Source organism: Cohnella sp. AR92, from assembly GCF_003990975.1.
In the GTDB taxonomy this organism is placed as follows: Bacteria; Bacillota; Bacilli; order Paenibacillales; family Paenibacillaceae; genus Cohnella.
This window is the reverse complement of sequence record NZ_RZJR01000011.1, coordinates 35577-58725: the sequence shown is the minus strand read 5'-3', so window position 1 is coordinate 58725 and position 23149 is coordinate 35577. Positions and strand designations below refer to the sequence as shown.

Below are 23149 nucleotides of genomic sequence, written 5' to 3'. Positions count from 1 at the left end.
TTGGTCCCTTTGCGATTGTCGCGGCTTCGGATCAGTGACCCATTCCGCCGTAATTCTCGCCCTCCGGCGCCTTCGTCCTGCGGATGAAGAGGCCGACGACGAGCGCGACGATGCCGATCACCAAGCCGATCCAGAAAGCGTTGTTGACTCCCGATACCAATGCCTTGGCTTGTTCCAGCGGGGAGGATGGGTCGCTGGACGTATTCAGGTAATCCTTCTGCCCGTTCGACATGATGCTGATGAACAGCGCCGTTCCGATCGCTCCGGACACCTGCTGCAGCGTGTTCAGGATTGCCGTTCCGTGCGGATACAGATTCCGCGGCAGTTGGTTGAGGCCGGTCGTCTGCGCGGGCATCATGACCATCGACAGACCGATCATCATGACGATGTGGATGAAGATCAGATAACCCATGCTGGACGTTTCGTCAAGCGTCGTGAACAAGAATACCGACAGAACCGTGATGACCAGGCCGGGAATAACGAGCACTCGCGGTCCGAACTTGTCGAAGAGCTTGCCCGAGATCGGGGCCATGATTCCGTTGACCACGCCGCCGGGAAGCATCGTGAGACCCGACTTGAAGGGGGTCATGAACAAGGCGAACTGCAGGAACATCGGAAGCAGCGTCATCGTGGAGAACAGCGTCATCATCAAGACGAGCATAAGCACCGCGACGAGCGAGAACATCGGATACTTGAACGCGCGCAGGTCCATGACCGGCGACTTGACGATCAACTGCCGCCAGACGAACAGGAGCAACCCGATTCCGCCTGCGATAATCGACCAATAGACCTCGGGATCGGACCAGCCGATCTCGCCGGACTTGCTGAATCCGTAGACGATGCCGCCGAAGCCGATCGTCGAGAGCAGGATGGACAGGATATCGACCTTCGGCTTCGTTACTTCCGACACGTTCTTCAGGTATACGGCCGCGAAAGCGACCGAGAAAGCGGCAAGCGGGATAACCAGGTAGAACAGCCAGCGCCAGGACAGCGAGTCCAGGATCAGACCGGAGATCGTCGGCCCGATCGCGGGCGCGAACATGATGACCAGACCGATGAGCCCCATCGCCCCGCCCCGCTTCTCCGGCGGGAAGATGACGAGGATCGTATTCATCATGACCGGGAGCATGAGTCCGGTTCCGGCCGCCTGGATGACGCGTCCGATCAGCAGCACGCCGAATTCGGGCGCTGCGGCGGCAACGATGCTGCCGATGAGGAACAGGATCATCGCGGACAAGAACATCTGTCTTGTCGTAAACCATTGCTGCAGAATGGCCGTTACGGGAACGAGAACGCCGATGACGAGCATGTAAGCGGTCGTCAGCCACTGGATCGTGGATGCGGATACCGCGAATTCCCTCATAAGATCGGGAAGCGCGTTCCCGAGCAACGTTTCGTTAAGAATGGAGACGAAAGCTCCGATGATCAGAGCGACGACGATTGGCCCTCTCTTGATGCGGCTAAGATCGATTCCGGAGCCGCCTTTGGCAGTGCTTGAAGCATTCATGGTGAGTGGTTGCCTCTCCCTCTCTATTTACTTTTTCTACACTTGTATGCCTATCTCCACAAATGTATAGTGTCTAATATACAAGTTAGCGCGCCCTTCGCTCAAGATTCAAAATAGACCAAGATGTAGAGTAATCTACAGAAAGGAATTATATGTCGAAAAAATTACAAACTTCGTCTTCAACAGATTTGAGGGTGCGCCGCACTCATAAACTGTTATGGGAAGCCTTGCTCGCCTTATTGAAGGATCATCCGTATGAATCCATCACCGTTCAGGAGATTTGCGACAAAGCGATGGTTCATCGAACGACCTTTTACAACCACTTCGAGGATAAGGATCATCTGCTCCAGCATGGACTGAACATGATCAATGATCTATTCGCCAAGAGGTCCGTCAGGGAACGAATCCTGTATCCGATCCAGACGGCGGAGTCGATCATGCGGGAGCATAACCTTCAGTCCCTGATGGCCTGCGAATCGAACGGCGTCATCTCGCGCCTCATGTACAAGCAAGGGATGGACGGTCTCCTTAAGGATCTGCGGGAGATCGAGAGCCAAGGCACGCGTTTTCCTCTCCCGTTGGAGGTTATCGCTTCCTTCTATACCGGAGCGAGAATCTCCCTGATCGCGTGGTGGGTCGACAACGGACAGCAGGAATCCGCCGCTCAGATCGACCAATACCTGCAAATGCTGATTAACCAGAAGCTGTTCGATCGGGAGGAAAAGACGGTCACGGCGTTGCCGCAAACGAAAGAGGAAGAGAAATAAGCTTCGTCGGTTCCTCCTCCCCGCCATAAACAACGGCGAGCAGCGTCGGCTTCCCGGTTGTGTATTCTCCCCTGTCGGTCCAAGCTTCGAAGTCGAAGGGGAGACGCTCCACGCCAATTTTCTTCGCCGCATCCCGCTCCTCCATCCCAAGCGCCAGAGCCGCGACCTTCAGGTCCGCCGACCGGTCCGCTTTGTCCAACCCGCCGTCCTCCCACCATCTCTTCCTCGGCTTGTATTTATGTTGGAGGAAGTAATCCGCCTTTAGCAAACCAAGGGCAAGCTCCGGGTTAAGCGCGGGGTTGGCGTCCGCCTGCAGGAACATCCACAATCGAGCGAACAGGTCCTCCAATTGATGGCCGATACGCTGCCAGCCTTGATCCTCCCAATAATCGCCGAACCTCTGGAAAAAGTCGTACGGAGACGGATAAGCCTTCTCCACCAAATACTCGATTGTCCGATCCATGCGGTGCGCGTTCCAATATTTCTCCAGGATATCCTCTACCCGCTTGATTCTCACGATATCCGAGAACGGCATGAGATCGTTGCTGAGCATCTCGTACGGAGCCCGATCCATGAAGACGTAGCCGTGCTTCTCCGCTTCCAAGCGCAGTCCCGTTCCCCGCAGCATCTTGAGGAAGCCGAGCTGAAGCTCCTCCGGACGAAGCGCGAACACGTCGTTGAACGTCTTGCGGAACGTATCGTAATCTTCATGCGGCAATCCGGCAATCAGGTCTAGATGCTGATCGATCTTGCCGCTCGCCTTCACCTTGTTTACCGTTCGGGTCAGCTTGCTCCAATTCTGGCGCCGCTTGACGGCCAGGTTGGTCTCGTCGTTCGTGGACTGCACGCCGATCTCGAAGCGGAAGATGCCGGGAGGCGCCTTCTCCGCCAGAAAATCAAGCACCTCCGGGCGCATGATATCCGCGGTAATCTCGAACTGGAACACGCAGCCGCGGTGGTTGTCGATGAGGAATTGGAAGATCTCCAGCGCATATTCCCGCTTGATGTTAAAGGTACGGTCGACGAACTTGATCAGCTTGGCCCCGCTGTCGATGAGATAGGTTAGGTCCGCCTTCACCCGCTCCATATCGAAATATCGAACCCCGACCTCGATGCTGGACAAGCAGAACTGGCAGCTGAACGGGCAGCCTCGGCTCGTCTCGAAGTAGACGACCCGATTGGCCAGCGTAGGCACATCCTCCTCGAAACGATAAGGCGAGGGAATCTCGTTCAGGTCCAGCTTCGGGCGTCCCGGGTTCACGACGACTTCCCCGTTCTTGCGGTAGGCAAGACCGAACACGAAGTGGAACTTCCGGTCTCCCGCCAGCTCCCGCAGCAGATCGCGGAACGTCTCCTCGCCTTCTCCCACGACGATATGATCTACCGAAGGGAGCCGCTTCATCCAGTATTCGGTATCATAGGAGACTTCCGGGCCTCCGAGCACGATCGTCGTCCCGGGCAGCACCTTGCGGAGCATGTCGATGACCGTGATGGTCTCTTCGATGTTCCAGATGTAGCACGAGAAGCCGACGACGTCCGGCTTACGCTTGTACAGATCCGAGACGATGTTCATCGCCGGATCCTTGATCGTATATTCCGCCATATCCACCCGGAACTCCGGCTCGGCGAACGCTTTGAGGCAGCGAAGGGCGAGCGAGGTGTGGATGAACTTGGCGTTCAGCGTCGCGACGACGACGTTCATATGCATAGTTCCTTCTTTCCATTTAGTAAGCTTCTATTTATTGTAATGGATTTGCGGGAGCGTGTCTAAACGCCTCAAGAAATGCCTTCCCCGCGCCGTTTGCCTCTAACGGAAGTATCAGACCCTTAAATGCCTTATATAAGACGATGCAAATTCTAACGGAATTGGAGGATCTTATTCTTAGAGAATCCTCCTTTAGATTGGCATATTGCGGGAAATAGAGGCCCTCAGTTCCGTTAAAATAAAAAAAGCTTGGAATTCATCAATATAACGTCTCTCAGTTCCGTAAGAACATTCTAGAGGAATCAGGAATGGGATTAACTCTTAAAAATAACAAAACGGCCCCCGGATCGTAATGATCCGAGGAGCCGGCTTTATCAACTCTTATGCTTCTAATCCGCCGTCGGCGATGACCTTCTGGATGAAGTAGTAGCTGTCCTTCGGGTGACGCTCGAGCGTCTCGTAGTTCGTGTACACGATGCCGAAGCGCTTCTTGTAGCCTTCCGCCCACTCGAAGTTGTCGAGCAGCGACCAAGCGAAGTAGCCCTTCAACGGCACGCCGGACTCGATCAGGCGGTGGCACTGGATGAAGTGCTTCTTGTAGTACTCGGCGCGGAGCGCGTCATGCACGCGCTTGTCTGCCGTCAGTTCGTCTTCGTAGCAAGCGCCGTTCTCGGTGATGTAGATCGGAATGTCGCCGTACTCGTCGTGTACCCAGGACAGGACCTTGTACAGGCCGTCCGGATAGACGTTCCAGTCCATGAACGTCTTGTCGAAGCCGACTTGGACGTCCTCGCTGTCGAACAGGCCTTCGTCCTTCTTATAGCGGGTGAAGCCGCCGCTGTAGAAGTTGACGCCGATGAAGTCGATCGGCTGCGAGATCGTCTCCATGTCTCCCTCTTGGATCGGCACTTCGGCGCCCTTCGAGCGGTACCAGTCGACCAGGAAGTCCGGGTACGAGCCCTTGAGCGTAGGCTGCATGAACCACTCGTTGTAGTAAGCGCGGCTGCGGCGAGCGGCTTCCACGTCCTCCGGCTTGGTGGTCAGCGGCTCATACCAGTACAGGTTGTGAGTGGTACCGATCTTGCCGTCGATGCCGAGCTCGCGGAACTTCTTAACCGCTTCCCCGTGGGCGACCATGCAGTTGTGGGCGACGGTTACGGCGAGCTGCAGATCGGTGTTGCCCGGAGCGTGCGCGCCGATGTAGTTCGACAGGAACGATACGCACCAGGTCTCGTTGAACGTGATCCACTGCTTGATTTTCCCGTTGAACGCTTTGAAAATGACTTCCGCATACTTCACGAACGCATCGATCGAATCGCGATTCGCCCAGCCGCCCTTGTCTTGGAGCGCTTGCGGAAGATCCCAGTGATAGAGCGTTACCGCTGGCTCAATGCCCGCTTCGAGCAGCGCGTCGACGACGCGGCGATAATAATCGAGCCCCTTCTCGTTCACTTCGCCCGTTCCTTGCGGGAAGATCCGCGGCCATGCGATCGAGAAGCGGTATGCCTTGACGCCCAGCTTCTTCAGCAGAGCGACGTCTTCCTCGTAGCGATGGTAGCTGTCGCACGCGACATCGCCGTTATCGTTATTGACGACCTTGCCCGGCGTATGGGAGAACGTATCCCAGATCGACAGACCTCTTCCGTCTTCTTGGTAGGCGCCCTCGATCTGATAAGAAGCCGTTGCCGTGCCCCACAGGAAGTCAGACGGGAAATTTAATTTAGCCAACTTGAACCCCTCCGCGCGATAAAATGAATTGCTGCATATAAAACGTTTTCCTTGCTTCATTGTAATTCATTTCGTCGCAAAAGGCATACGGTAAAGGTGTGCAAAGTTGGCGAGTCTTTATTCATATTTGGCCGTTCCTGCGGAGCGGCTCGTTTAACCGATCAACGACTTGGCTTGCGACTCCAATTGCTCGCGGAAAGCCTGCACTTCCGGAAGGTTCGTCTGGCTTCCGTCTTTGCCTTTGCGGAACACGTAGCCGTCCGTCTTGTCGAGAACGTCCAGGAACTGCCCGGCCAGCTTCGCCGTTACGGTGTCCGGATGCTCGCTGACGATCTTCTTATAAAGTTCGGTGATTTCCGGCTTCGCTTTATAGGTATCGAAGTCGAAGATCGGCGTATTATCCAACCCGTAGAGCAGATCGGTCAGGTATTGCATGTATCTCTGGGCTGCCGCTTCTCTCTCCGGCGAATCCGGATAATCCTTCACATACCGCTCGGCGGCCAGCGTACGGTTCGCCAGCTCCTCCCAGGAGATGACAAGCCCTCCGTCGGAAGCCGTCTTCTGATTCGACTCGACGGCCAGCAGAGCGATATAATCCTTCATGGCCGGAGTCGCGTAAGAATCGTATTTATTCAGCTTGCCGTAGTCCACCACGGGGAAAACAAAGCCTTCCGCCGTCTCCAGCTTGAAGCCTCCGTCCAGAGCCTCTTGAACCTGCTTGCGGGCGGCTTCGTCTTCGATCGCGCCCGTTATGGCGGTCAAATCGCCAATCGGCAGCGGCCACTGAAGCTTCTGAAGCTGCTGCTGCAGCGTATCCGATTCGAACTGCTTCTGCAGTTCCGGCAGCTGCGCTTCGTAATAGGAGAGAAGCTCCCGCAGCAACTCTTCCGCCGTCCCGTCGGATACCTTCGGCAGATCGCTGTCGAGTTGAGCGTTCAGATCCGCAAGGGCAGCCTTCTGGGCTATCTTTGCTTTAAAAGCTTCCAGGATCGCGGCGTCCTCCGATTTCTCGGAAGGGGCAGGGCCCGAAGACGTAGGGACAGGCGCCGTAGCCGAAGGCGAGCCGGACGCCGTAGCCGCCGTATCGTTGTTATTCCCGCAGGCGGACAGTCCGGCCGCGATAAGCGACGAAGCCATGACGACGGCCAGCAGCTTGGTCTTGCTTCTGTTCTTTTTCATTTGACCTAACCTCCTCTGTCCTAAACAGACGATGCCCCGCGGCGGAAGGTTGCTATCGCATGCCGAGATGCCTCGGGATTGCAATTGTTCGTTTTTTGGGCTACAAAGAATAGAGGAATACGGAACAAAGGAAGAGAGGTGCAGGGAAGGATGAGCTATAGGGAGACGGAATGGCGAACGCGGGACAATACCCCGATGTTCGCCTGCGAGTGGCTGCCGGAGGATCCCGCGCAAGCCAAAGCCTTCATCGGTCTGGTTCATGGAATGGGCGAGCATACCGGACGCTACAGGCATGTCGCCGAGATGCTTGTCCAGAAAGGTTATGTCGTCTGGGCCTTCGACCAGTACGGCCACGGAAGGACTCCCGGCAAGCGAGGCCATGCTCCCAGCTACGACGCTTTGCTTGAAGGTCCCGAGTATCTGCTCGCGGAGGCCGCTCGCCGCTATCCCCGCTTGCCTGCCTTCCTTTACGGCCACAGCATGGGCGGCAACTTGACGCTGAACTACCTGCTTCGTCATCAGCCGAACATCGCCGGCGCCATCGTCTCGAGCCCGTGGCTGAAGCTCGCGTTCAATCCGCCGCCTCTTCAGGCTATGCTGGGACGCTTCGTCGAACGCATCTACCCTCATTATACGAACCATCGCCCGCTCGTCGCCGAGAGGCTGACCTCGGATCCCGCGATGATCCGGCGAATCGCCGAAGACCCCGAAGGCCATGGCTATATTACCGCTCGCTTCTTCTTCGGGGTCAGCCGCGCCGGCCAGTGGGCGATTGCCAATGCGAGCCGGCTATCCGTTCCCGTTCTGCTCATGCACGGCGGCGACGACAAGGTCACCTCGCTTCAGGCGAGCCGGCAGTTCGCCGAGAACGCCGGGGCGAACTGCAAGCTGATCGAATGGCCGGGGTACCGTCACGAGCTTCACAACGAGACGGAGCGCGGCGCCGTGTTCGCCGTCATACGGAAGTGGCTGAGCGAGAAGGTCGAAGCCTCCCATCGCGCTTGAATATGAAGCCGCCAACCGGCCGAGGACGTTGCCTCGACCGGCTAGGCGGCTTGTTCGCGCTTGTCGGACGGCAAGCGAATGCTATACAATTCTTGAAGATCAGATAGAAGCTATCGGATAAGGAGAGATCACCATGACGAAATACCGTTTGATTGCGATGGACCTGGACGACACCCTTCTGACGGACGATCTGACCGTCTCGGAGAAGACTCGAAGCGCCATGGCGGAGGCGATCGCGCAAGGTGCGCATCTGACGATCGCGACGGGCCGCATGTTCGCTTCGGCGAAGCGGGTAGCCGCCCAAGTCGGGCTCAACGTCCCGATCATTACGTACCAAGGCTCTCTCATTCGCAACCTGCTTGACGAGGAAGTGCTCTACGAGCGCTCCGTCCCTTACGAGAAGGTTCGTTTCCTGTATGAATACACGCGCAAGCATAACCTTCACCTGCAGACCTACATCAACGACCAGCTTTATTCCTTCGATAACGGCGACAAGCTTGCCGCCTACGCGAAGCAATCCGGCATTCCTTATATCGTCGAGCCCGAGCTGGACCGTCTTCCCGAAGGCAATCATACGAAGCTCATCATTATCGACGATCCGGCCAAGCTGGACGCTCTGATTCCGGTTCTTCGCCCCCTGCTCGGCGAAGGCGTCCACCTCACGAAGTCCAAAGCGAACTATCTCGAATTCCTGCATCCCGAAGGAACGAAAGGGCATGCGCTCCGGTTCCTGGCGGCCCACTATGGGTTCCCGATGGAGGAGACGATCGCGATCGGCGACGCCTGGAACGACCACGAGATGATCGAAGCCGCGGGACTCGGCGTCGCGATGGCCAACGCCATCCCGGAGCTGAAGAACATCGCGAACTACGTCACCTTGAGCAATAACGACGACGGCGTGGCTCACGTCCTGGAGAAGTTCGTGCTTCAGGCGTAAGATTTCAGCTCACGCCAAACAGGGGTTGCACCATAAGTAAAATCTTATGGGCAACCCCTGTTTTTTTCATTCGCTTAATGTTTCTACTTCAGCGGAGGTGAAGCTGTAACCCGACAAAATCGGGTTACAGGGTTCACCAGGCGGCCGTTCGGTGTTGCAACCCGACAACATCGCGTCACAGCCCGATGTACTTCTCCAGCTTAAGCGACGTTACCGAGCCTTCCGGGCGGACGAACAGCTCCTGTCCCGTCACTTCGTAGCCCATGTTCTCGTACATGACCAGGTTGCGGTGAACCGTCTGGCGCACCATGCAGGTGCTGCGGGACATGCCCTTGCTGCGCCCCTTCTGCTCGATCCATTCGACCAGCATGCGGGCGAGACCGCGCTTCCGTCTTGCCGGAACGACCGACAGGCGGAAGAAGTAAATCGCGTCTCCGTCAAGCTTGTAGCGAATCATAGCGGACGGAAGGTTGTCTTCGTAGAGAATCGCGGCCGATTCCTTGCCGGATTCGAGCGCTTCGCGAATGCCTTCCGCCGTCTCGTTAAGAGCGCTGGAAGGCGGCACCGCCTTGCGGAACTCCTCGAACGCTTCCATCATCAGCGAGTGAATGACCTCGGCATCCCCCGGAGCCGCCTCTCTGATCTCGATAACCGGGTCGGCGCTCGGCTTCGGCTTTTTGGCGGCCGAGACGGCAGCCGTTGCCTCCCCTTCGCGTTTCTCGCCTCCAGGCAGAGCTTCCTTCCCGGAGGAAGGCTCGGCTGCGGCCTCGTCCGGCTCGACGGTCGCTTCCGCCTCGACCGGATCGACGGTTGCGTCGATATCGATCGCTTGCGCTTCCTCGCCGAGCCTGTCCGATACGTTCCGCAGGTAATCGCGGCTCTTGCGATTGAACAGGAACAGCAGCGACGCGAACGACAGCACCATCGTGACCAAGTCGATCGAGCTTAACCATAATACAAAGAAACCCATGATCAACGTAGGCCAATATTTGCGCTTGTTGAGGAAGAACAAGGCCAAAGCGATCGGAAGAATGAAACGAACGATAAGCAACGGGATGACTCCGGCGTTAAAATCATCCGAATTGTTGCTTATCGACATCACCACATTGAACATGATGTAAAGCAAATCAATATACAACAGAAAAGTAGCTGTTCTAATACTGCTCGGTTTCGACAAGTGAGGACCTCCTGGGCGGTTGATGTTACCATTCATTATAGCTTATCCTTCCGGGGAAAATCGACTGTTCCTCTTCTTAGGCGGAAGAACCCGATCTGTTAATACGAATGAAGCGGTATCGCGTTCCAGTTTAGCGGCCAAAAAAAAGAAGCCCGAAGGCTTCTCTTGCGGTCCGGTCCGGTCCGGTCCGATCCCGATCAGATTCCGGCGAGCACCTGGTACCAGACGCCCTTGTCGGAGTACAGCTTCTTGCGAACCTCGCTCCATCCGCCCAGGTAGCCGATGTCGAACAGCTTCTCCGGCACCGCGAACTTGTCCGCCCACTTCGCCGCCACGTTGTCCGAGACCGGACGGAAGCCGTTCTCCGCGAAGATCTCCTGCGCTTCGTCTCCGTGCAGATACTCCACGAACGCATCCGCGGCCTGGCGAACGCCATGCTTGTCGGCGTTCGCCGTGATGACGGCAGCCGGGTTCTCGATCCGAATCGTATGGCTTGGCGTGATCACTTCGTAGTCGACTCCCTGCGCGATCCTCGCGAGCAGCTCGTTCTCATAGGTGACGATGACGTCGCCGACTCCGTATTCGAAGGCGGCCATCGACGCCCGGCCGCTCTTGTCCATCGATTCGATGTTCTTATGAATGTCGACGAGGAACTGCTTCGCCGCCGCTTCATCCTTCTTGCCCGTCGCTTCCTCCGCCTGCATCAGCCCCGCGCCGTAGAGCGCGTTGATATCCCATTGCGCCCCGCCGGACGTCTGCGGATTCGGATAGAGCACCTTGACTCCCGGCTTGGCCAGATCGCCGAAATCCTTGATCCCGAGAGGATTGCCCTTCCTCGTCCCCATTACGACGATGGATCGGGTTACCATGCCCCCGTTCTCCCCGTCCCTCCACTCCGTGCCCATGAGGCCGGCTTTCGTGATCTTGTCCATGTCTCCTTCCATCGACAAGACCGCGACGTCCGCCTCGAAGCCGCCTGCGATCGCCCTAGCCTGCGTTCCGGACGCCTCGTAGGATTCCTGGAATCGAACGTCCTGGCCGGTCTTCTCCTTCCACTCCTCGCGGAACTTCGGAAGAATCTGCTGCAGCGCGTCCTTCGCCACGGAATAGGCGCCGATGACGAGCGTGATCGTTTTGCCTTCCGGCGCGGCTTCCGACGAATCCGCCGGCACGCCCGCCGCTTGATTCCCGCAGCCGGCCAGAAGTCCGGCCAGAAGCAAGAATGGCACCCATCCGGCTAATCCGGTTCTGCGGCGCCGAGGCGATTGCTCACTTGCGAGTCGCATTGCGTATGCCCTCCCCGTAGTGCCTCCGTAGGCTCCTACTCTCGTTGCCTTGTTCGGCAAACCGCCGGAGCCGTCCTTATTCCGACAGCTCCGGCGGCCTATCCTTAGATATGGACCGGAAGAGGATCCACCTTGAGCGAATTCTCCATGACCCAATTGTCTTTGCTGTTGAATAGATAAGCGCGATGAATCAGAACGTGCACTTCGTCGCCGACCTGCAGGACCCGCTTCTCGAGCGAACGGTAAGTGACCAGCTTGATGTCTCCGATCTGAATCTCGACGAGCCATTCGCTGCCGCGGAAGTGGATGTGGCTGACCTTGCCCTTCTCCGTCGCCGACAGCAAGGTGAACTCGTTATCCTTGCCCACTTCGATATACTCGGGACGAATAAGCCCCTTCGTGCCCGGCCAATTCGCCGCTTCCTTAAAGCCCTTCAGGGCGGAGATGTCTTCAACCAGAGTCGATTCGCCGATGAAGCCTGCGACGAACGGCGTCTTGGGATCCTTATAGATTTCCCAAGGGGAGCCCTTCTGCTCCAGTACGCCTTTGTTGATGATCATGATCTCGTCCGCCACTTCGATCGCTTCGTCCTGGTCGTGAGTGACGAAGATCGACGTGATGCCGAGGCGGTCGATCATCTCGCGTAGCCAAGAGCGGAGCTCGTGACGGATCTTCGCGTCGATCGCCGCGAACGGTTCGTCAAGCAGCAGCAGCTGAGGCTCGGGAGCGAGCGCTCTCGCGAACGCGACGCGCTGGCGCTGCCCGCCGGAGAGCTGATGCGGATATCGCTTCTCGAAGCCGGACAAGCCGGTCAGCTCGACGAGCTCCGCCACCCTCTCCTTGATGCGGGCCTTGCTCCACTTCTTGACCTCCAGTCCGAACGCGATGTTGTCGGCGACGGTCATGTGCTTGAAGAGCGCGTAGTTCTGGAACACGAAGCCGATTCCTCGCTCTTGGGGAGGCAGATCGTTCACCCGCTGCCCGTGGAAAACGATATCGCCGCCGTCCGGAGTCTCCAGGCCGGCGAGCATGCGCAGAATCGACGTTTTGCCTCCGCCGCTCGGACCGAGCAGCCCGATGAGCTGACCCTTGGCAATGGAGAAGCTCACGTCCGAGACCGCTTGAAATTCTCCGAACCTCTTGTTTAAGCCGGTTACTTCCACATGCATATACACGCACCCCTTATCGATAATGATCGATCCTTAGCTCTCTTTGCGGGATTTGATCCATTCCATGAACAGAAGAAGACCGATGGAGCAAGCGGCAAGCACCAGCGCGACCGAATTGGCGGCCGTCACGTTGAAGTTCTCTACGTCCTGGTAGACCAAGGTCGTAGCGGTCTGCGTCTTGAAAAGGATGTTGCCCGAGACGACGAGCACGGCTCCGAATTCGCCGAGCGTACGGGCGACCGTCAGGACGACCCCGTACACGACGCTCCAGCGAATGGAAGGCCAAGTCACCCTCCAGAACGTCGTCCATGGATAGGCGCCTAGCATATGGGCAGCTTCCTCCTGAGAGGCTCCGATCTCCTGCAGCACGGGCATGACCTCGCGGATGATCAGAGGGAAGGTCACAAACAGCGTCGCGATGACCATTCCGGGAAGCGCATAAACGATATCGATTCCCGCCTTGTTCAGCAGGGCGCCGAGAGCGGCATCGGGACCTAGCAGGAGCACGATCATAAGGCCGCCGATAATCGGGGACACGGCGAACGGAAGATCCACGACGCTGTTGAGCAGCCGCTTCAGCTGCTTTCCTAGCCAGTTGGCCCGTACCAGATACAGGGCCAGCATGACGCCGAACACGGCGTTGATCGCCGTGACGATCACCACGATGATTCCCGTCATCATCAGCGCATGCTGCGCCTCCGGCCTTCCGATTCCGTCCGCGAATCCGCTCCAGCCGTCATCGAACGCGCCGATCGCGATTCGAATGACCGGAATGCCGAGCAGCAGGGCGAATAAAACAAAGGTTAAACCGATCCATAGCCTTCTTATCGTCATCTTCCCGTCCTCCTCGTCTGCACGTAGTTCACGAGCCAGAGAATGAGGAACGAGAAGGTAAGCAGCAGAACGGACACGGCGGCCGCGGCGGCCGGATGATCGCTCTCGATCTGGCCGAAGATATACACCGAAGCGACCTGCGTTCTTCCCGGAATGTTGCCGGCGACCAGCACGACGGCCCCGAATTCGGCCAGCGCTCTGGAGAACGCCAGCATCGCGCCGCTCACGATGCCAGGCATCATGTTCGGCAGAAGGACCCGGAAGAACGTCTTCGCCTTCGTCGCCCCCATCGTGTAGGCGGCCTCCTCCTCGGAAGCGTCGATCTCCTCCAGCAGGGGCTGTACCGCCCGGATGACGAAGGGGAAGGTGACGAACACCATCGCGATGACGATCGCCGGCTCATGGAACAGGATCGAGAATCCGAGCGAGTCCGCCCAATGGCCGACCGAACTCCGAGGGCCGAGCAGCAGCAGGATCATCAATCCGACGACGGCGGTCGGCAAGGCGAACGGAAGGTCGACCAAGCTGTTCAGCAGCTTCCTCCCGGGGAAGCGGTAGCGCGTCAGGACCCAGCCCGACATCGTGCCGATCAGGATATTGATCGCCGTGGCGACGATCGCGAGCTTGACCGTCAGCAGGACAGCCTTCCAGGCAAGAGGCTCCGTTATGTTGTCGATGAACGAAGTCCAGCCGTCCGAGAAGGATTGGCCGTAGATTCCGAGAATAGGGAAAACGATTAGGACAACGAAATAAAGCATGACGGCGCTGCGAAATCCCCAGCTCCACCATCGGCTCCGCAGCATGTTGGTCACGTATGCGAACCTCCCGAGTTGTGGGACAATGTTATAATTCCTATTAACTTAGTTGGTATTAATACTTTAGCAGATGCCAACTTTTCCGTCAATGAGGAAATGCCGAAATATTTGCCTATTAATGTCATGTTATGGCCGTAGGGGCTGGGCGGGAACCTTCCTTATCCAGCCAACAAACGAAAGGAAGGAGAACAAAAGGGGCCTTGCCCCCTTCATTCTCCTTCGATAAAGTACTTCTCTTCTCCCAGCTCGATAACCGTCTGGCCTTGAGTTAAATCCGTCATCCAAGCGGCGAACCGCTCCGCGTCTCCCGCTTCCGGAAGGCAAACGACGCGCACCCGGTCCGTGAAGCCGACATCTCCGACCCGGACGGCCCGATTCCGCAGCTCGTTCTCGATCTTGCCGTACCACGTGTAATCGGCATCGACGATCACCTCGCGATGGAGCACGTTGACGATAAGGCCGGCGGCATCGGTTCCGACGACCGCTCCGTCCGTGTAGGCTCGTACAAGTCCGCCCGCTCCCAGCATGATTCCTCCGAAATACCGGGTCACGACGACGACCGTATTCTTGAGCCCGCGGTTCTTGATGACCTCCAGGATCGGCTTGCCGGCCGTTCCGCTTGGCTCCCCGTCGTCAAGCGCCTTCTGGAACTGGTCCCTCTCCCCGACCACGTAGGCGGAGCAATTGTGCGTGGCGTTCCAATGCTTCTTCTTGATCTCCTCGACGAAGGCGACCGCTTCCTCCTCGCTCTCCACCGGCTTGGCATGGCCGATGAACCTCGACTTCTTGATCACGATCTCCGCTTCGCCATACTGCCTCACGGTTGCATACTTCGGTAACATCCCTTTTCCTGCCTCTCCCGAATACTTCCTTCTGCCTATCTTAACATGACCCTTCCCGCGGGGAAAAGAATACGGCCCGAGCCTCGGAAGGCCGGACCGTACGCGATTGCGCAGCTTATGCGATCGTTGAATTACAAGCGAGCTTCAAGCTCCTTCTTCTTCTCTTCGAACCCCGGCTTGCCGAGCAGCGCGAACATGTTCACCTTGTAGGCCTCCACGCCCGGCTGATCGAACGGATTGACGCCGAGCAGGTAACCGCTGACGCCGCAGGCGATCTCGAAGAAGTAGACGAGCTGTCCGAAGGAATGCGGCGACAGGTCCGGAATGTTCACGACGAGGTTCGGCACGTTGCCGTCCGTATGCGCGAGAATCGTTCCTTCGAACGCCTTCTTGTTGACGAAGTCGATCGTCTTGCCCGCGAGGAAGTTGAGGCCGTCCAGATCGTCCGGGTCGCTCTTGATCGTGATCTGGTCCTTCACTTCGCCGACCTGAATGACGGTCTCGAAGATGATGCGGTTGCCTTCCTGGATGAACTGCCCCATGGAGTGCAGGTCGGTCGAGAAGTCGACGGAGGCCGGGTAGATTCCCTTGAAGTCCTTGCCTTCGCTCTCGCCGTACAATTGCTTCCACCACTCCGACACGAAGTGCAGACCCGGCTCGTAGTTCACGAGAATCTCGACCGTCTTGCCCTTGCGGTAGAGCGCGTTGCGGATCGCCGCGTACTGGTAAGCCGGGTTATCCGCCAGATTGCCGTTATTGTAGAGAGCCGCCGCGTCCTGCGCGCCCTTCATGATCGCTTCGATGTCGATGCCGGCCGTCGCGATCGGAAGCAAGCCGACCGCCGTCAGCACGGAGTAACGGCCGCCGACGTCGTCCGGAATGACGAACGTCTCGTAGCCTTCCTCGTCGGAGAGCTTCTTGAGCGCGCCGCGGGCCTTGTCCGTCGTCGCGTAGATGCGTTTCTTCGCCGCTTCCTTGCCGTACTTGCTCTCCAGGGCTTCGCGGAAGATCCGGAACGCCACGGCCGGCTCGGTCGTCGTTCCCGACTTGGAGATGACGTTGATCGACCAGTCCTTGCCTTCCAGAGCCTGCAGCAGGTGAGTCATGTACGTGGAGCTGATGTTGTTGCCCGCGAAGAACACTTGCGGAGTCTTGCGCTGCTCTTTGGACAGCGTATTGTAGAACGAATGGGACAGCATCTCGATCGCCGCGCGGGCGCCTAGGTAGGAGCCGCCGATGCCGATGACGACGAGGACGTCGGAGTCGGATTGGATCCGCTTCGCCGCTTGCTGGATACGAGCGAATTCTTCCTTGTCGTAATCGAACGGCAGGTTGATCCAGCCCAGGTAATCGGAGCCCGCTCCCGTTCCGTTATGTAATTGCTCATGCGCGAGCTTGACGGCAGGCGCAAGGTTGTCGATCTCATGCTGGCCGACGAACTTCAGGGCTTTGGAATAGTCGAGACGAATGCTTTGACTCACTTTCATGTGCTCCCTTCCGAATTGCCAATTTTTTCACCGATAGTGGCTTAGAACTAGAATACTCCATGCGGGGTGTCGGGTACAAGCGGAGGCGGCCCCGAAGCAGCCCCCCGTTCCCCGGGCAAAGCGCCGGCTAACCTTTATTAACGAATCCCGGTCATCTATAATGGAAGCAACATAGATAAATGAAGGAGAGAGACTCGAATGCCTACTATCGGATTCATCGGCCTGGGAACGATGGGCGCGCCTATGGCCGCCAACCTGCTTCGCAAGAATTACGCCGTCACCGTCTATAACCGCACGCCCGGCAAGGCGGACGAGCTGGTCAAGCTGGGGGCCGCCGAAGCCTCTTCCCCGCTTCAGCTCGCCCAGAGCGCGGACACGATTATAACGATTATCAGCAATGACAGCGCCGTGGAGGAAGTGTTCTATGGCGAACAAGGAATTCTCGCCGGGATCAAGCCCGGAGCGACCGTGATCGACAGCAGCACCATCTCCAGCGGTCTGGCTGTCCGGCTCGCTGCGGATACGGCCGCCAAGGGAGCTTCGTTCCTGGACGCGCCCGTTACGGGCAGCAAGGACGGCGCAACCGCCGGAACGCTGCTCTTCATGGTCGGCGGCGATCCGGCCGTCGTCGAAGCGAATCGCGACATCTTCCTCTCCATGGGCAGGGAGATCGTCTATATGGGCCCGAGCGGAAGCGGCGCAACCGCCAAGCTGTGCCATAACTCGATCGTCGGCATCAACGCCGCCGGCCTGATCGAAGGAATGGCGATCGCCGCCAAGGGCGGCCTGAACATGGAGTCGTTCCTGCGGGTCGTTCAAGGCGGAGGCGCCGCGAGCAAGCAAGCGGACCTCAAGGGAGTCAAGGTCATCGGAGGCGACTATTCCGTCCAGTTCTCCCTTGCCCTGATGCTGAAGGACCTGAAGCTCGGCTCCGTGCTGTCCGACGGCATGAGCGTTCCGACTCCGATGCTGGAAGCGGCCAAGAGCCTGTTCCAAGCCGGTCAGACGAAGGGCTACGGCGAGGAAGACCTGGCCGCGCTGGCGAAAGTATACGAGGAATGGATCGGGAAGAAGATCTAATCGCTTCCGACGTAGAATAGGGCTGGCCGCCGGTCTTCGCGACCGATGGTCAGCCCTTCTTAAGCAGTCTCGGGCAAGGCAAGCAAGCTGGACCCTGCGGGACAAGAGCCGCTAAATGAATGGCAGGGGATACGAGCACAAGCCTTCGAGCCTTCTTCCGCATACTCTTTTGGTGTACATCTTAAATCCACATTCCCTCTGGCCTTCCTTTGAAGGTCTTTTTTTTTGCGTTCTATCTAGAATATCCACGATACCCACGCCGCAAGCACCACCAGCGTAAACAGAACCGTGAGCGGAACGACGGTGACCGTCACCTTGACGTAATCGCCCCAGCCGATCCTGACCTTGTCCTTCCGGACGATATGCATCCACATCAGCGTCGCCAGAGTGCCGATCGGCAGCAGCAGCGAGCCCATGTCGCTTCCGATGACGCTGGCAAGGTAGGAGATCTTGATCGTCAGGGGATCGAGGCCCATATTCGTCAGGGTAAGGGTCCCTACCATCAACGCCGGGTGATTGTTGAAGATATTCGAGAGCAAGCTGATCAGGAAACCCATCGATAGGCTTGCTTCGAGCAGTCCGCCCGAGGCGATCGGCTGCAGATAATGAATCAGCTGCTCCGTTAAGCCGATGTTTTTGAGTCCGTAGATAATGACGTACATCGAGAAAGCGAAGGCGAGAATATACCAAGGCGTCTTGCGGATCATGTCCTTCGGGGAGATGCGAAGATAATGCCAGCGCCAGGCCAGCAAGCAGACCGAGCCGATAACCGCCATAAGCGAAACGGGAAAATGAAAATAGGATGCGACGAACAGGCTGACACGGACAAGAAACACGAAGATGAGAATGTTGCGGATGAAGCCTTTGCCCCTTTTCACGGGAAGCGGAGCGTCGAGCTCCATCAAGGGATGCTCTCTCCGTCCGGGGACAGGAGATTTCACCGGGTACATAGAGACGGTCGGGATTCGGCGGGGAAGAGTCCGATAGAATACGAGGAAAAGAAGAAACGAGAGGAGTACCAGCCCTAGGGTGGCGGGAACGAACATCATGGCCGTGTGCATATAGAGCGACATATGAACGATCTTCAGCGCGATCAGATTCACGATGTTGCTGACGCCGATCGGCGCGCTGGACGCCGTCGCGATGAGGGCTCCCGACAGCAGATACGGAATTTTCTGATGGTTCTTCAGTCGAAGCCGCCTTAGCAGCATAAGCAGGATAGGCGTCGTGATCAGGATGCTTCCGTCATTGTTGACGAACAGCGTCATCAGGAAACAGAGCAGATTCGTCATCCAGAATAACCGGATCCCCGAGCCCTTGGAGGCTTCCATCACTTTCTCGGCGGCCCACTGGAAGAAGCCGAAGCTCTCCAGCACGATCGCCATCACGATAGTAGCGATAATGGTAATGGCGGCGCCGCCAATCGTCTCCGCAATGGTGCCCAGCTGGGAGAACGATACGGTACCGCTTAACAGCACAATTGCTGCCCCTATTGAGGCCGGAATCGCTTCATTCACGCGAGGACGCCAGAAGATGAAGCCGATCGTCCCCAGGAAGGCCGCAATCGTGATCCAAGCCGATGCGTCCAACATTGTTGTTCTACCTCTTTTCACCCTCCATTAAGAAATCTAGCATTGCGGGAATCGATGCTATTAACGTTGGAATGCGCAAGTGCTCTCCTATTACTCACCTCTCCTCTTGATTTGTCTTGTCCTTACACTTGCAATGTATGTTCCCGCAAGCCAGCCTGCGCTCCACTTTGTCCTCATTCGCTGCAATACCCACGATTCGCTCTCCTTTATACTTAGCTAGGGATGATAGATGGTTGCGAAAGGCATTGACCCTTCTGCGCGAATCCTCCGAGGGGACAAATCGCCGGGAGGTAAGTTTGTCGGGTAAACAAAGAAACGTTCCCCTTTATCCCAGCAAAACGAAAAAAGCCCCGAGCAGCAGGTCCGATCATGAACCTGGCCGGTGCTTTTTTTGCGATTCTGGTTTGGCGTCTGGCTTAGCCTTTCACTCCGCCGACGGTCAAGCCCGACACGAAGTAACGCTGGAAGAATACGAAGATGATCAGAATCGGAACGATTGCCAGAACCGAGCCCGCGATGAGGATGTCATAGTTATTGCCGTAAGGGGTCAGCAGGCTGGCGAGGCCGATCGGCAGCGTCAGCATCTCGTTCGTCTTCAGCACGATCATCGGCCAGACGAAGCTGTTCCAGCTGGCTAGAGCTTGAAGAATCGCCATCGCCCCGAACGCCGGCGTCATGAGCGGCACCATGATTCGGAAGAAAATGCCGTACTCGGAGCAGCCATCGATTCGGCCCGCATCGAGGAAGTCCTTCGGAAGCCCGGAAGCATATTGCCGGAAGAAGAAAATCGGCAGCGGAGCCACGATAAACGGAAGAATGATGCCGCGGAACGTATCGATCATATGCAGGTTGATCATCAGCTTGTAGAGCGGCAGCATGATGATCTCTACGGGTACCATCATGACGAAGAGGACCGCCACGAACAGCAGGTTGCGGCCGACGAAGCGGTACACGGCCAATCCGTACCCTACCATGGAGGAGAGCAGCAAGCAGCCAGCCGTATAGACGATCGTTACGATAACGCTGTTCCGGTACCAGAGCAGGTACTTTCGGGCCGATTCCGAGAACAGGAACTTGTAATTGTGCAGCGAGATCAGATCCGGCTGAAGCTTGACATTGAGGCCGAGCCGAAGCAGTTCCTTCGAGGGTTTAAGCGAACCGAGAAACAGGCAATAGAACGGGAATAAGGCCAATGCCGCCAACACGATAAACAACAGAAGCAGGAGGATCCGTTCCCACGCCGAGGAAGATTTGAGCGCCATTCGTTAATCCTCCTCCTTCTTGAACATGCCGAAGAACTTCAGCTGGATGATATTGATGATCATCATGATGGCCAGCAAGGTCAGTCCGATCGAAGAGCCGAAGCCAAGCTCGTTCTTCTCGATCCCCGAACGGTAAATATAGCCTAGCATCGTAAGGCCGATATCGTTAGGCGAATGGTTGCCGCTCCACAGCATATAGCTCTCCGTGAACATCGCATAGCCGCCGTAGATGCTGATGGTGATCACGTAGATGGTGACCGGCTTCAGCAGCGGAACGGTGATCCTCCAGAATTGATTCCAGCGGTTCGCCCCGTCGATCGCGGCGGATTCGTAAAGGTCGTGCGGGATATTCTGCAAGCCGGACAGGAAATAGATCAGGTTGATCCCCGCATACCTCCATGTCGCCAGCACCACCAGCACGAACATTCCCGTCGACGAGCTCGCAAGCCAATTAATCGTCTCGAAGCCGAAGGCATGGCGCAGCATGTTCATGACCGCCACGTCCGTCTGTCCGAAGATCAGGCGGAAGATGGTGCCTGCGACGACAACCGATGTCAGCGTCGGAATGAACAAGGCCGAACGGAAAAATCCGCTCCAGCGCATCGCCTTGGAATTCAGGAACACGGCCAGAACAAGCGGCAGGGGAATCAGGATCAGCAGCGTCCAGATCGTATACCGGGTGTTGTTCTTCATGGCCGTGAAGAACGAATCGTTCCAGAGATTCTTATAATTGTCGAAGCCGATGAAGTGCGTCTGCCCCGGCAGCACCTCCTGGAAACTCATCAGGATCGTGTTGATGACCGGATAAATGAAAAAGATGAGAAAAGACAGGATAAACGGGAGCACGAATACGTAAGGGGCAACCCTCTGCGAATAAAACAATTGCCTGAGCGCTCCGCCCTGCCGCTTCGGACGTGGTTGAATGAGCGGTGTCATCTCCGTCTTCATCGGGAGTCTCCTTCCTTCGCCTTCAAACGTTCGTCGCCTGCTCTGCCGTGCCCTTGCGGGTTCGGCAGAGCAGGCTTCGGCTCTTGCGTTCGCGTTCTATCTGCTATTGAATGCTCTTCGCGGCATCGTCCAGCACGGTCTTCGGATCCTTCAAGTCATTGAAGACTTGGAAGACGACCTTGGTCTTGACGACATCGGAAGCGGCCGGCGTTTTCTCCTTGATGTTGACCGGAGCGATCTCGTCCTTCAGCTTCAGAAGATCTTCGAAGATCTGCGTTCCGAAGTAATCGGTGAACTTGTTCGCTTCCTTCATCGCCGGGTCGCCCCAGACATCCGTACGGATCGGATCGAAGCCGAGGTCTCTCCAGATCTCGATATTGCCTTCTTTGGAGATCTTGGCGTACTCCAGGAACTTCTTCGCAAGCTCTTGGTTCTTGGACTGGTTGGTAATGACCGTACCCGTACCGCCCATCCCGGAAGAGCGCATCTCGCCTTCCTTGAATACCGGCGTCGGACGAATGATGATCTTGCCCTTCAGATCGGGCATGTAGTCGGTGAAGCGGCCCATGTACCACATCGGCATCCAGACGGCGGCCGCTCCGCCTTGGTTCATGAACCCGTAATATTCTTCGGCGTGATGTCCTCCGCCCGGAGCGACGACGGCCACCTTTTCCTTCACTAGATTCTGCAGATAAGTAAGCACTTCTACGTTAACGGCATCGTTGATCGTCACGTTGCCGTCTTTGTCCAGGAAATCGGACCCGTGCTGAGCCACAAGCGGCCAGTACGACCATTGATCCGTCGTCTCCAGCGTCGTCATCGGCTTGCCGGTCTTCTCCAGCACCTGCTTGCCTGCCTTCTCGAAGTCGGCCCAAGTCTTGATGTCGTCGGCATTGACGCCCGCTTGGTCAAGGATCTCTTTGTTGTAATAGATCACTTCCGCGCCGACGTGATAGTCGATTCCGTAATACTTGCCGTCCTTGGCATAATTATCGAGACGGGATTTGACCAGGTTCGCCATCTCCGGCTCCACGATGTCGTTGAGCGGAACGAGCTGCGGCTCTCCCTTCAGGAAGTTGCCGATCTTGCTGATTTCGATGTCGGCCATGTCGGGCGCGCCCTTCCCCGATTGAAGAGCGACCAGAAGCTTGCTATGCGTATCTTCATAAGGAAAAGTCGTCGCTTCCAGCTTGATCTGCATGTCCGGATGCTCTTTATTCCAGTTGCCGGCCATCTTCTCGAAAAATTTCTGATGAAGCTCATTGAAGGTCCAGAAGACGAGCTTGGTCGTTCCCGACTTGGAACCGCCGCCGGAGGAAGACGATTCTTTGTTCTTGTTGTCGCTGCAGCCAGCCAGAACCAACGTTGCAGAAATCATTAACAGGATTACTAATTTAAGCGATTTCATAAATGAAGAGTGCCCCCTCATATCGAGATGTAAATCTATACTTTAACCCTGTTCGGGTAAAAGCCGAGCTTCGTTTTGGGTTTACTTCACATTATTGCGAAATAAATGTCAGTTGAAGTTCATTCGGATTTAACACCTATGAAGGCGGAATTCTGAGTTGGGAAGTCGTCCGTTCCTTGCGAACGTTCACGAAACAAAGCGGGAGATTCAAGTGAAGAGGTAGAGGCGCAAACGCTTATCACGCTTGTTAGCGCTATTATATAAGCGCTTACAATTTTTATCAAGCGCTATTTTTAGTTTTCATTAATCGTTTCGTATTTGACTGAATCAAATAACATTCTGCGTATATTTTCTCGGATGAAGCCAACTGCTCGTTTCCAATTGAAGCGGTTTCATTTATAATTAAGCGAAATAAACTATT

The 23149-nt window shown here is 56.6% G+C and carries 19 protein-coding genes; 4 read left to right on the top strand and 15 right to left on the bottom strand.

Annotated features, from left to right (window positions below; translation table 11 throughout):
- Positions 1 to 31 precede the first annotated feature (31 nt).
- Positions 32 to 1507, bottom strand: coding sequence for a DHA2 family efflux MFS transporter permease subunit (locus ELR57_RS18860; protein ID WP_126960643.1), 1476 nt, complete (start codon positions 1505 to 1507; stop codon positions 32 to 34).
- Between the two features lie 152 nt (positions 1508 to 1659).
- On the opposite strand from ELR57_RS18860, the gene ELR57_RS18855 reads away from it, so the two are divergent.
- Positions 1660 to 2274, top strand: a complete 615-nt coding sequence (locus tag ELR57_RS18855) for a TetR/AcrR family transcriptional regulator (RefSeq protein WP_126960642.1) — start codon at positions 1660 to 1662, stop codon at positions 2272 to 2274.
- Here the strand turns inward: ELR57_RS18855 and ELR57_RS18850 are convergent.
- The 3 genes from ELR57_RS18850 to ELR57_RS18840 form a co-directional block, all read right to left on the bottom strand.
- Positions 2237 to 3976 (bottom strand): B12-binding domain-containing radical SAM protein, encoded by a 1740-nt coding sequence (locus ELR57_RS18850; protein ID WP_126960641.1) that lies wholly within the window; start codon positions 3974 to 3976, stop codon positions 2237 to 2239. The two genes, ELR57_RS18855 and ELR57_RS18850, sit on opposite strands and share 38 nt — an antisense overlap.
- A 384-nt stretch (positions 3977 to 4360) precedes the next feature.
- Complete coding sequence (locus ELR57_RS18845; protein ID WP_192896597.1) at positions 4361 to 5707, bottom strand: GH1 family beta-glucosidase; 1347 nt, start codon at positions 5705 to 5707, stop codon at positions 4361 to 4363.
- Between the two features lie 153 nt (positions 5708 to 5860).
- The gene (locus ELR57_RS18840; protein ID WP_126960639.1) at positions 5861 to 6886 is read right to left on the bottom strand and encodes a hypothetical protein; all 1026 of its coding nucleotides are present in this window, start codon (positions 6884 to 6886) and stop codon (positions 5861 to 5863) included.
- Between the two features lie 150 nt (positions 6887 to 7036).
- Between ELR57_RS18840 and ELR57_RS18835 the strand changes: the two genes are divergently transcribed.
- The gene (locus tag ELR57_RS18835; protein WP_126960638.1) at positions 7037 to 7891 is read left to right on the top strand and encodes an alpha/beta hydrolase; all 855 of its coding nucleotides are present in this window, start codon (positions 7037 to 7039) and stop codon (positions 7889 to 7891) included.
- Between the two features lie 133 nt (positions 7892 to 8024).
- Positions 8025 to 8828 carry a Cof-type HAD-IIB family hydrolase gene (locus ELR57_RS18830; protein ID WP_126960637.1) on the top strand — a complete coding sequence of 268 codons (804 nt, stop codon included), beginning with the start codon at positions 8025 to 8027 and terminating at the stop codon, positions 8826 to 8828.
- A 175-nt stretch (positions 8829 to 9003) separates the two neighbouring features.
- Here the strand turns inward: ELR57_RS18830 and ELR57_RS18825 are convergent, their stop codons facing one another.
- From ELR57_RS18825 to ELR57_RS18795, 7 genes are all read right to left on the bottom strand, one after another.
- On the bottom strand, positions 9004 to 10005 hold the full coding sequence (locus tag ELR57_RS18825; protein WP_158630071.1) for a GNAT family N-acetyltransferase: 1002 nt from the start codon (positions 10003 to 10005) through the stop codon (positions 9004 to 9006).
- 197 nt (positions 10006 to 10202) lie between these two features.
- On the bottom strand, positions 10203 to 11291 hold the full coding sequence (locus tag ELR57_RS18820; protein WP_126960635.1) for a sulfate ABC transporter substrate-binding protein: 1089 nt from the start codon (positions 11289 to 11291) through the stop codon (positions 10203 to 10205).
- A gap of 104 nt (positions 11292 to 11395) precedes the next feature.
- Positions 11396 to 12460 carry a sulfate/molybdate ABC transporter ATP-binding protein gene (locus ELR57_RS18815; RefSeq protein ID WP_126960634.1) on the bottom strand — a complete coding sequence of 355 codons (1065 nt, stop codon included), beginning with the start codon at positions 12458 to 12460 and terminating at the stop codon, positions 11396 to 11398.
- Positions 12461 to 12493: 33 nt separating this feature from the next.
- Entirely contained in the window at positions 12494 to 13288 is a 795-nt protein-coding gene (locus ELR57_RS18810; protein WP_126960812.1) for a sulfate ABC transporter permease subunit, read from the bottom strand.
- A gap of 2 nt (positions 13289 to 13290) precedes the next feature.
- Positions 13291 to 14097 carry a sulfate ABC transporter permease subunit CysT gene (gene cysT, locus ELR57_RS18805; protein ID WP_370452312.1) on the bottom strand — a complete coding sequence of 269 codons (807 nt, stop codon included), beginning with the start codon at positions 14095 to 14097 and terminating at the stop codon, positions 13291 to 13293.
- A 221-nt stretch (positions 14098 to 14318) separates the two neighbouring features.
- On the bottom strand, positions 14319 to 14951 hold the full coding sequence (locus ELR57_RS18800; protein ID WP_126960632.1) for a YigZ family protein: 633 nt from the start codon (positions 14949 to 14951) through the stop codon (positions 14319 to 14321).
- Positions 14952 to 15082: 131 nt separating this feature from the next.
- Positions 15083 to 16438, bottom strand: a complete 1356-nt coding sequence (locus tag ELR57_RS18795; protein ID WP_370452303.1) for a glucose-6-phosphate isomerase — start codon at positions 16436 to 16438, stop codon at positions 15083 to 15085.
- A gap of 198 nt (positions 16439 to 16636) precedes the next feature.
- On the opposite strand from ELR57_RS18795, the gene ELR57_RS18790 reads away from it, so the two are divergent.
- The gene (locus ELR57_RS18790; RefSeq protein ID WP_126960630.1) at positions 16637 to 17518 is read left to right on the top strand and encodes an NAD(P)-dependent oxidoreductase; all 882 of its coding nucleotides are present in this window, start codon (positions 16637 to 16639) and stop codon (positions 17516 to 17518) included.
- A 236-nt stretch (positions 17519 to 17754) separates the two neighbouring features.
- On the opposite strand, the gene ELR57_RS18785 is transcribed toward ELR57_RS18790, so the two are convergent.
- The 4 genes from ELR57_RS18785 to ELR57_RS18770 form a co-directional block, all read right to left on the bottom strand.
- Positions 17755 to 19110, bottom strand: coding sequence for an arsenic transporter (locus ELR57_RS18785; protein WP_126960629.1), 1356 nt, complete (start codon positions 19108 to 19110; stop codon positions 17755 to 17757).
- 416 nt (positions 19111 to 19526) lie between these two features.
- Positions 19527 to 20372, bottom strand: coding sequence for a carbohydrate ABC transporter permease (locus ELR57_RS18780; RefSeq protein WP_126960628.1), 846 nt, complete (start codon positions 20370 to 20372; stop codon positions 19527 to 19529).
- A 3-nt stretch (positions 20373 to 20375) separates the two neighbouring features.
- Complete coding sequence (locus tag ELR57_RS18775; protein WP_126960627.1) at positions 20376 to 21320, bottom strand: carbohydrate ABC transporter permease; 945 nt, start codon at positions 21318 to 21320, stop codon at positions 20376 to 20378.
- Positions 21321 to 21423: 103 nt separating this feature from the next.
- Positions 21424 to 22728, bottom strand: coding sequence for an ABC transporter substrate-binding protein (locus ELR57_RS18770; RefSeq protein WP_126960626.1), 1305 nt, complete (start codon positions 22726 to 22728; stop codon positions 21424 to 21426).
- Positions 22729 to 23149 lie beyond the last annotated feature (421 nt).

Bases quoted from the DNA above. Each gene is read 5' to 3' on its own strand.
- ELR57_RS18855 (WP_126960642.1), top strand. From the start codon at position 1,660: ATGTCGAAAAAATTACAAACTTCGTCTTCAACAGATTTGAGGGTGCGC.
- cysT (WP_370452312.1), bottom strand. From the start codon at position 14,097: ATGCTGCGGAGCCGATGGTGGAGCTGGGGATTTCGCAGCGCCGTCATG.
- ELR57_RS18830 (WP_126960637.1), top strand. From the start codon at position 8,025: ATGACGAAATACCGTTTGATTGCGATGGACCTGGACGACACCCTTCTG.
- ELR57_RS18795 (WP_370452303.1), bottom strand. From the start codon at position 16,438: ATGAAAGTGAGTCAAAGCATTCGTCTCGACTATTCCAAAGCCCTGAAG.
- ELR57_RS18780 (WP_126960628.1), bottom strand. From the start codon at position 20,372: ATGGCGCTCAAATCTTCCTCGGCGTGGGAACGGATCCTCCTGCTTCTG.
- ELR57_RS18860 (WP_126960643.1), bottom strand. From the start codon at position 1,507: ATGAATGCTTCAAGCACTGCCAAAGGCGGCTCCGGAATCGATCTTAGC.
- ELR57_RS18785 (WP_126960629.1), bottom strand. From the start codon at position 19,110: ATGTTGGACGCATCGGCTTGGATCACGATTGCGGCCTTCCTGGGGACG.
- ELR57_RS18770 (WP_126960626.1), bottom strand. From the start codon at position 22,728: ATGAAATCGCTTAAATTAGTAATCCTGTTAATGATTTCTGCAACGTTG.
- ELR57_RS18800 (WP_126960632.1), bottom strand. From the start codon at position 14,951: ATGTTACCGAAGTATGCAACCGTGAGGCAGTATGGCGAAGCGGAGATC.
- ELR57_RS18820 (WP_126960635.1), bottom strand. From the start codon at position 11,291: ATGCGACTCGCAAGTGAGCAATCGCCTCGGCGCCGCAGAACCGGATTA.
- ELR57_RS18850 (WP_126960641.1), bottom strand. From the start codon at position 3,976: ATGAACGTCGTCGTCGCGACGCTGAACGCCAAGTTCATCCACACCTCG.
- ELR57_RS18790 (WP_126960630.1), top strand. From the start codon at position 16,637: ATGCCTACTATCGGATTCATCGGCCTGGGAACGATGGGCGCGCCTATG.
- ELR57_RS18815 (WP_126960634.1), bottom strand. From the start codon at position 12,460: ATGCATGTGGAAGTAACCGGCTTAAACAAGAGGTTCGGAGAATTTCAA.
- ELR57_RS18775 (WP_126960627.1), bottom strand. From the start codon at position 21,320: ATGAAGACGGAGATGACACCGCTCATTCAACCACGTCCGAAGCGGCAG.
- ELR57_RS18840 (WP_126960639.1), bottom strand. From the start codon at position 6,886: ATGAAAAAGAACAGAAGCAAGACCAAGCTGCTGGCCGTCGTCATGGCT.
- ELR57_RS18835 (WP_126960638.1), top strand. From the start codon at position 7,037: ATGAGCTATAGGGAGACGGAATGGCGAACGCGGGACAATACCCCGATG.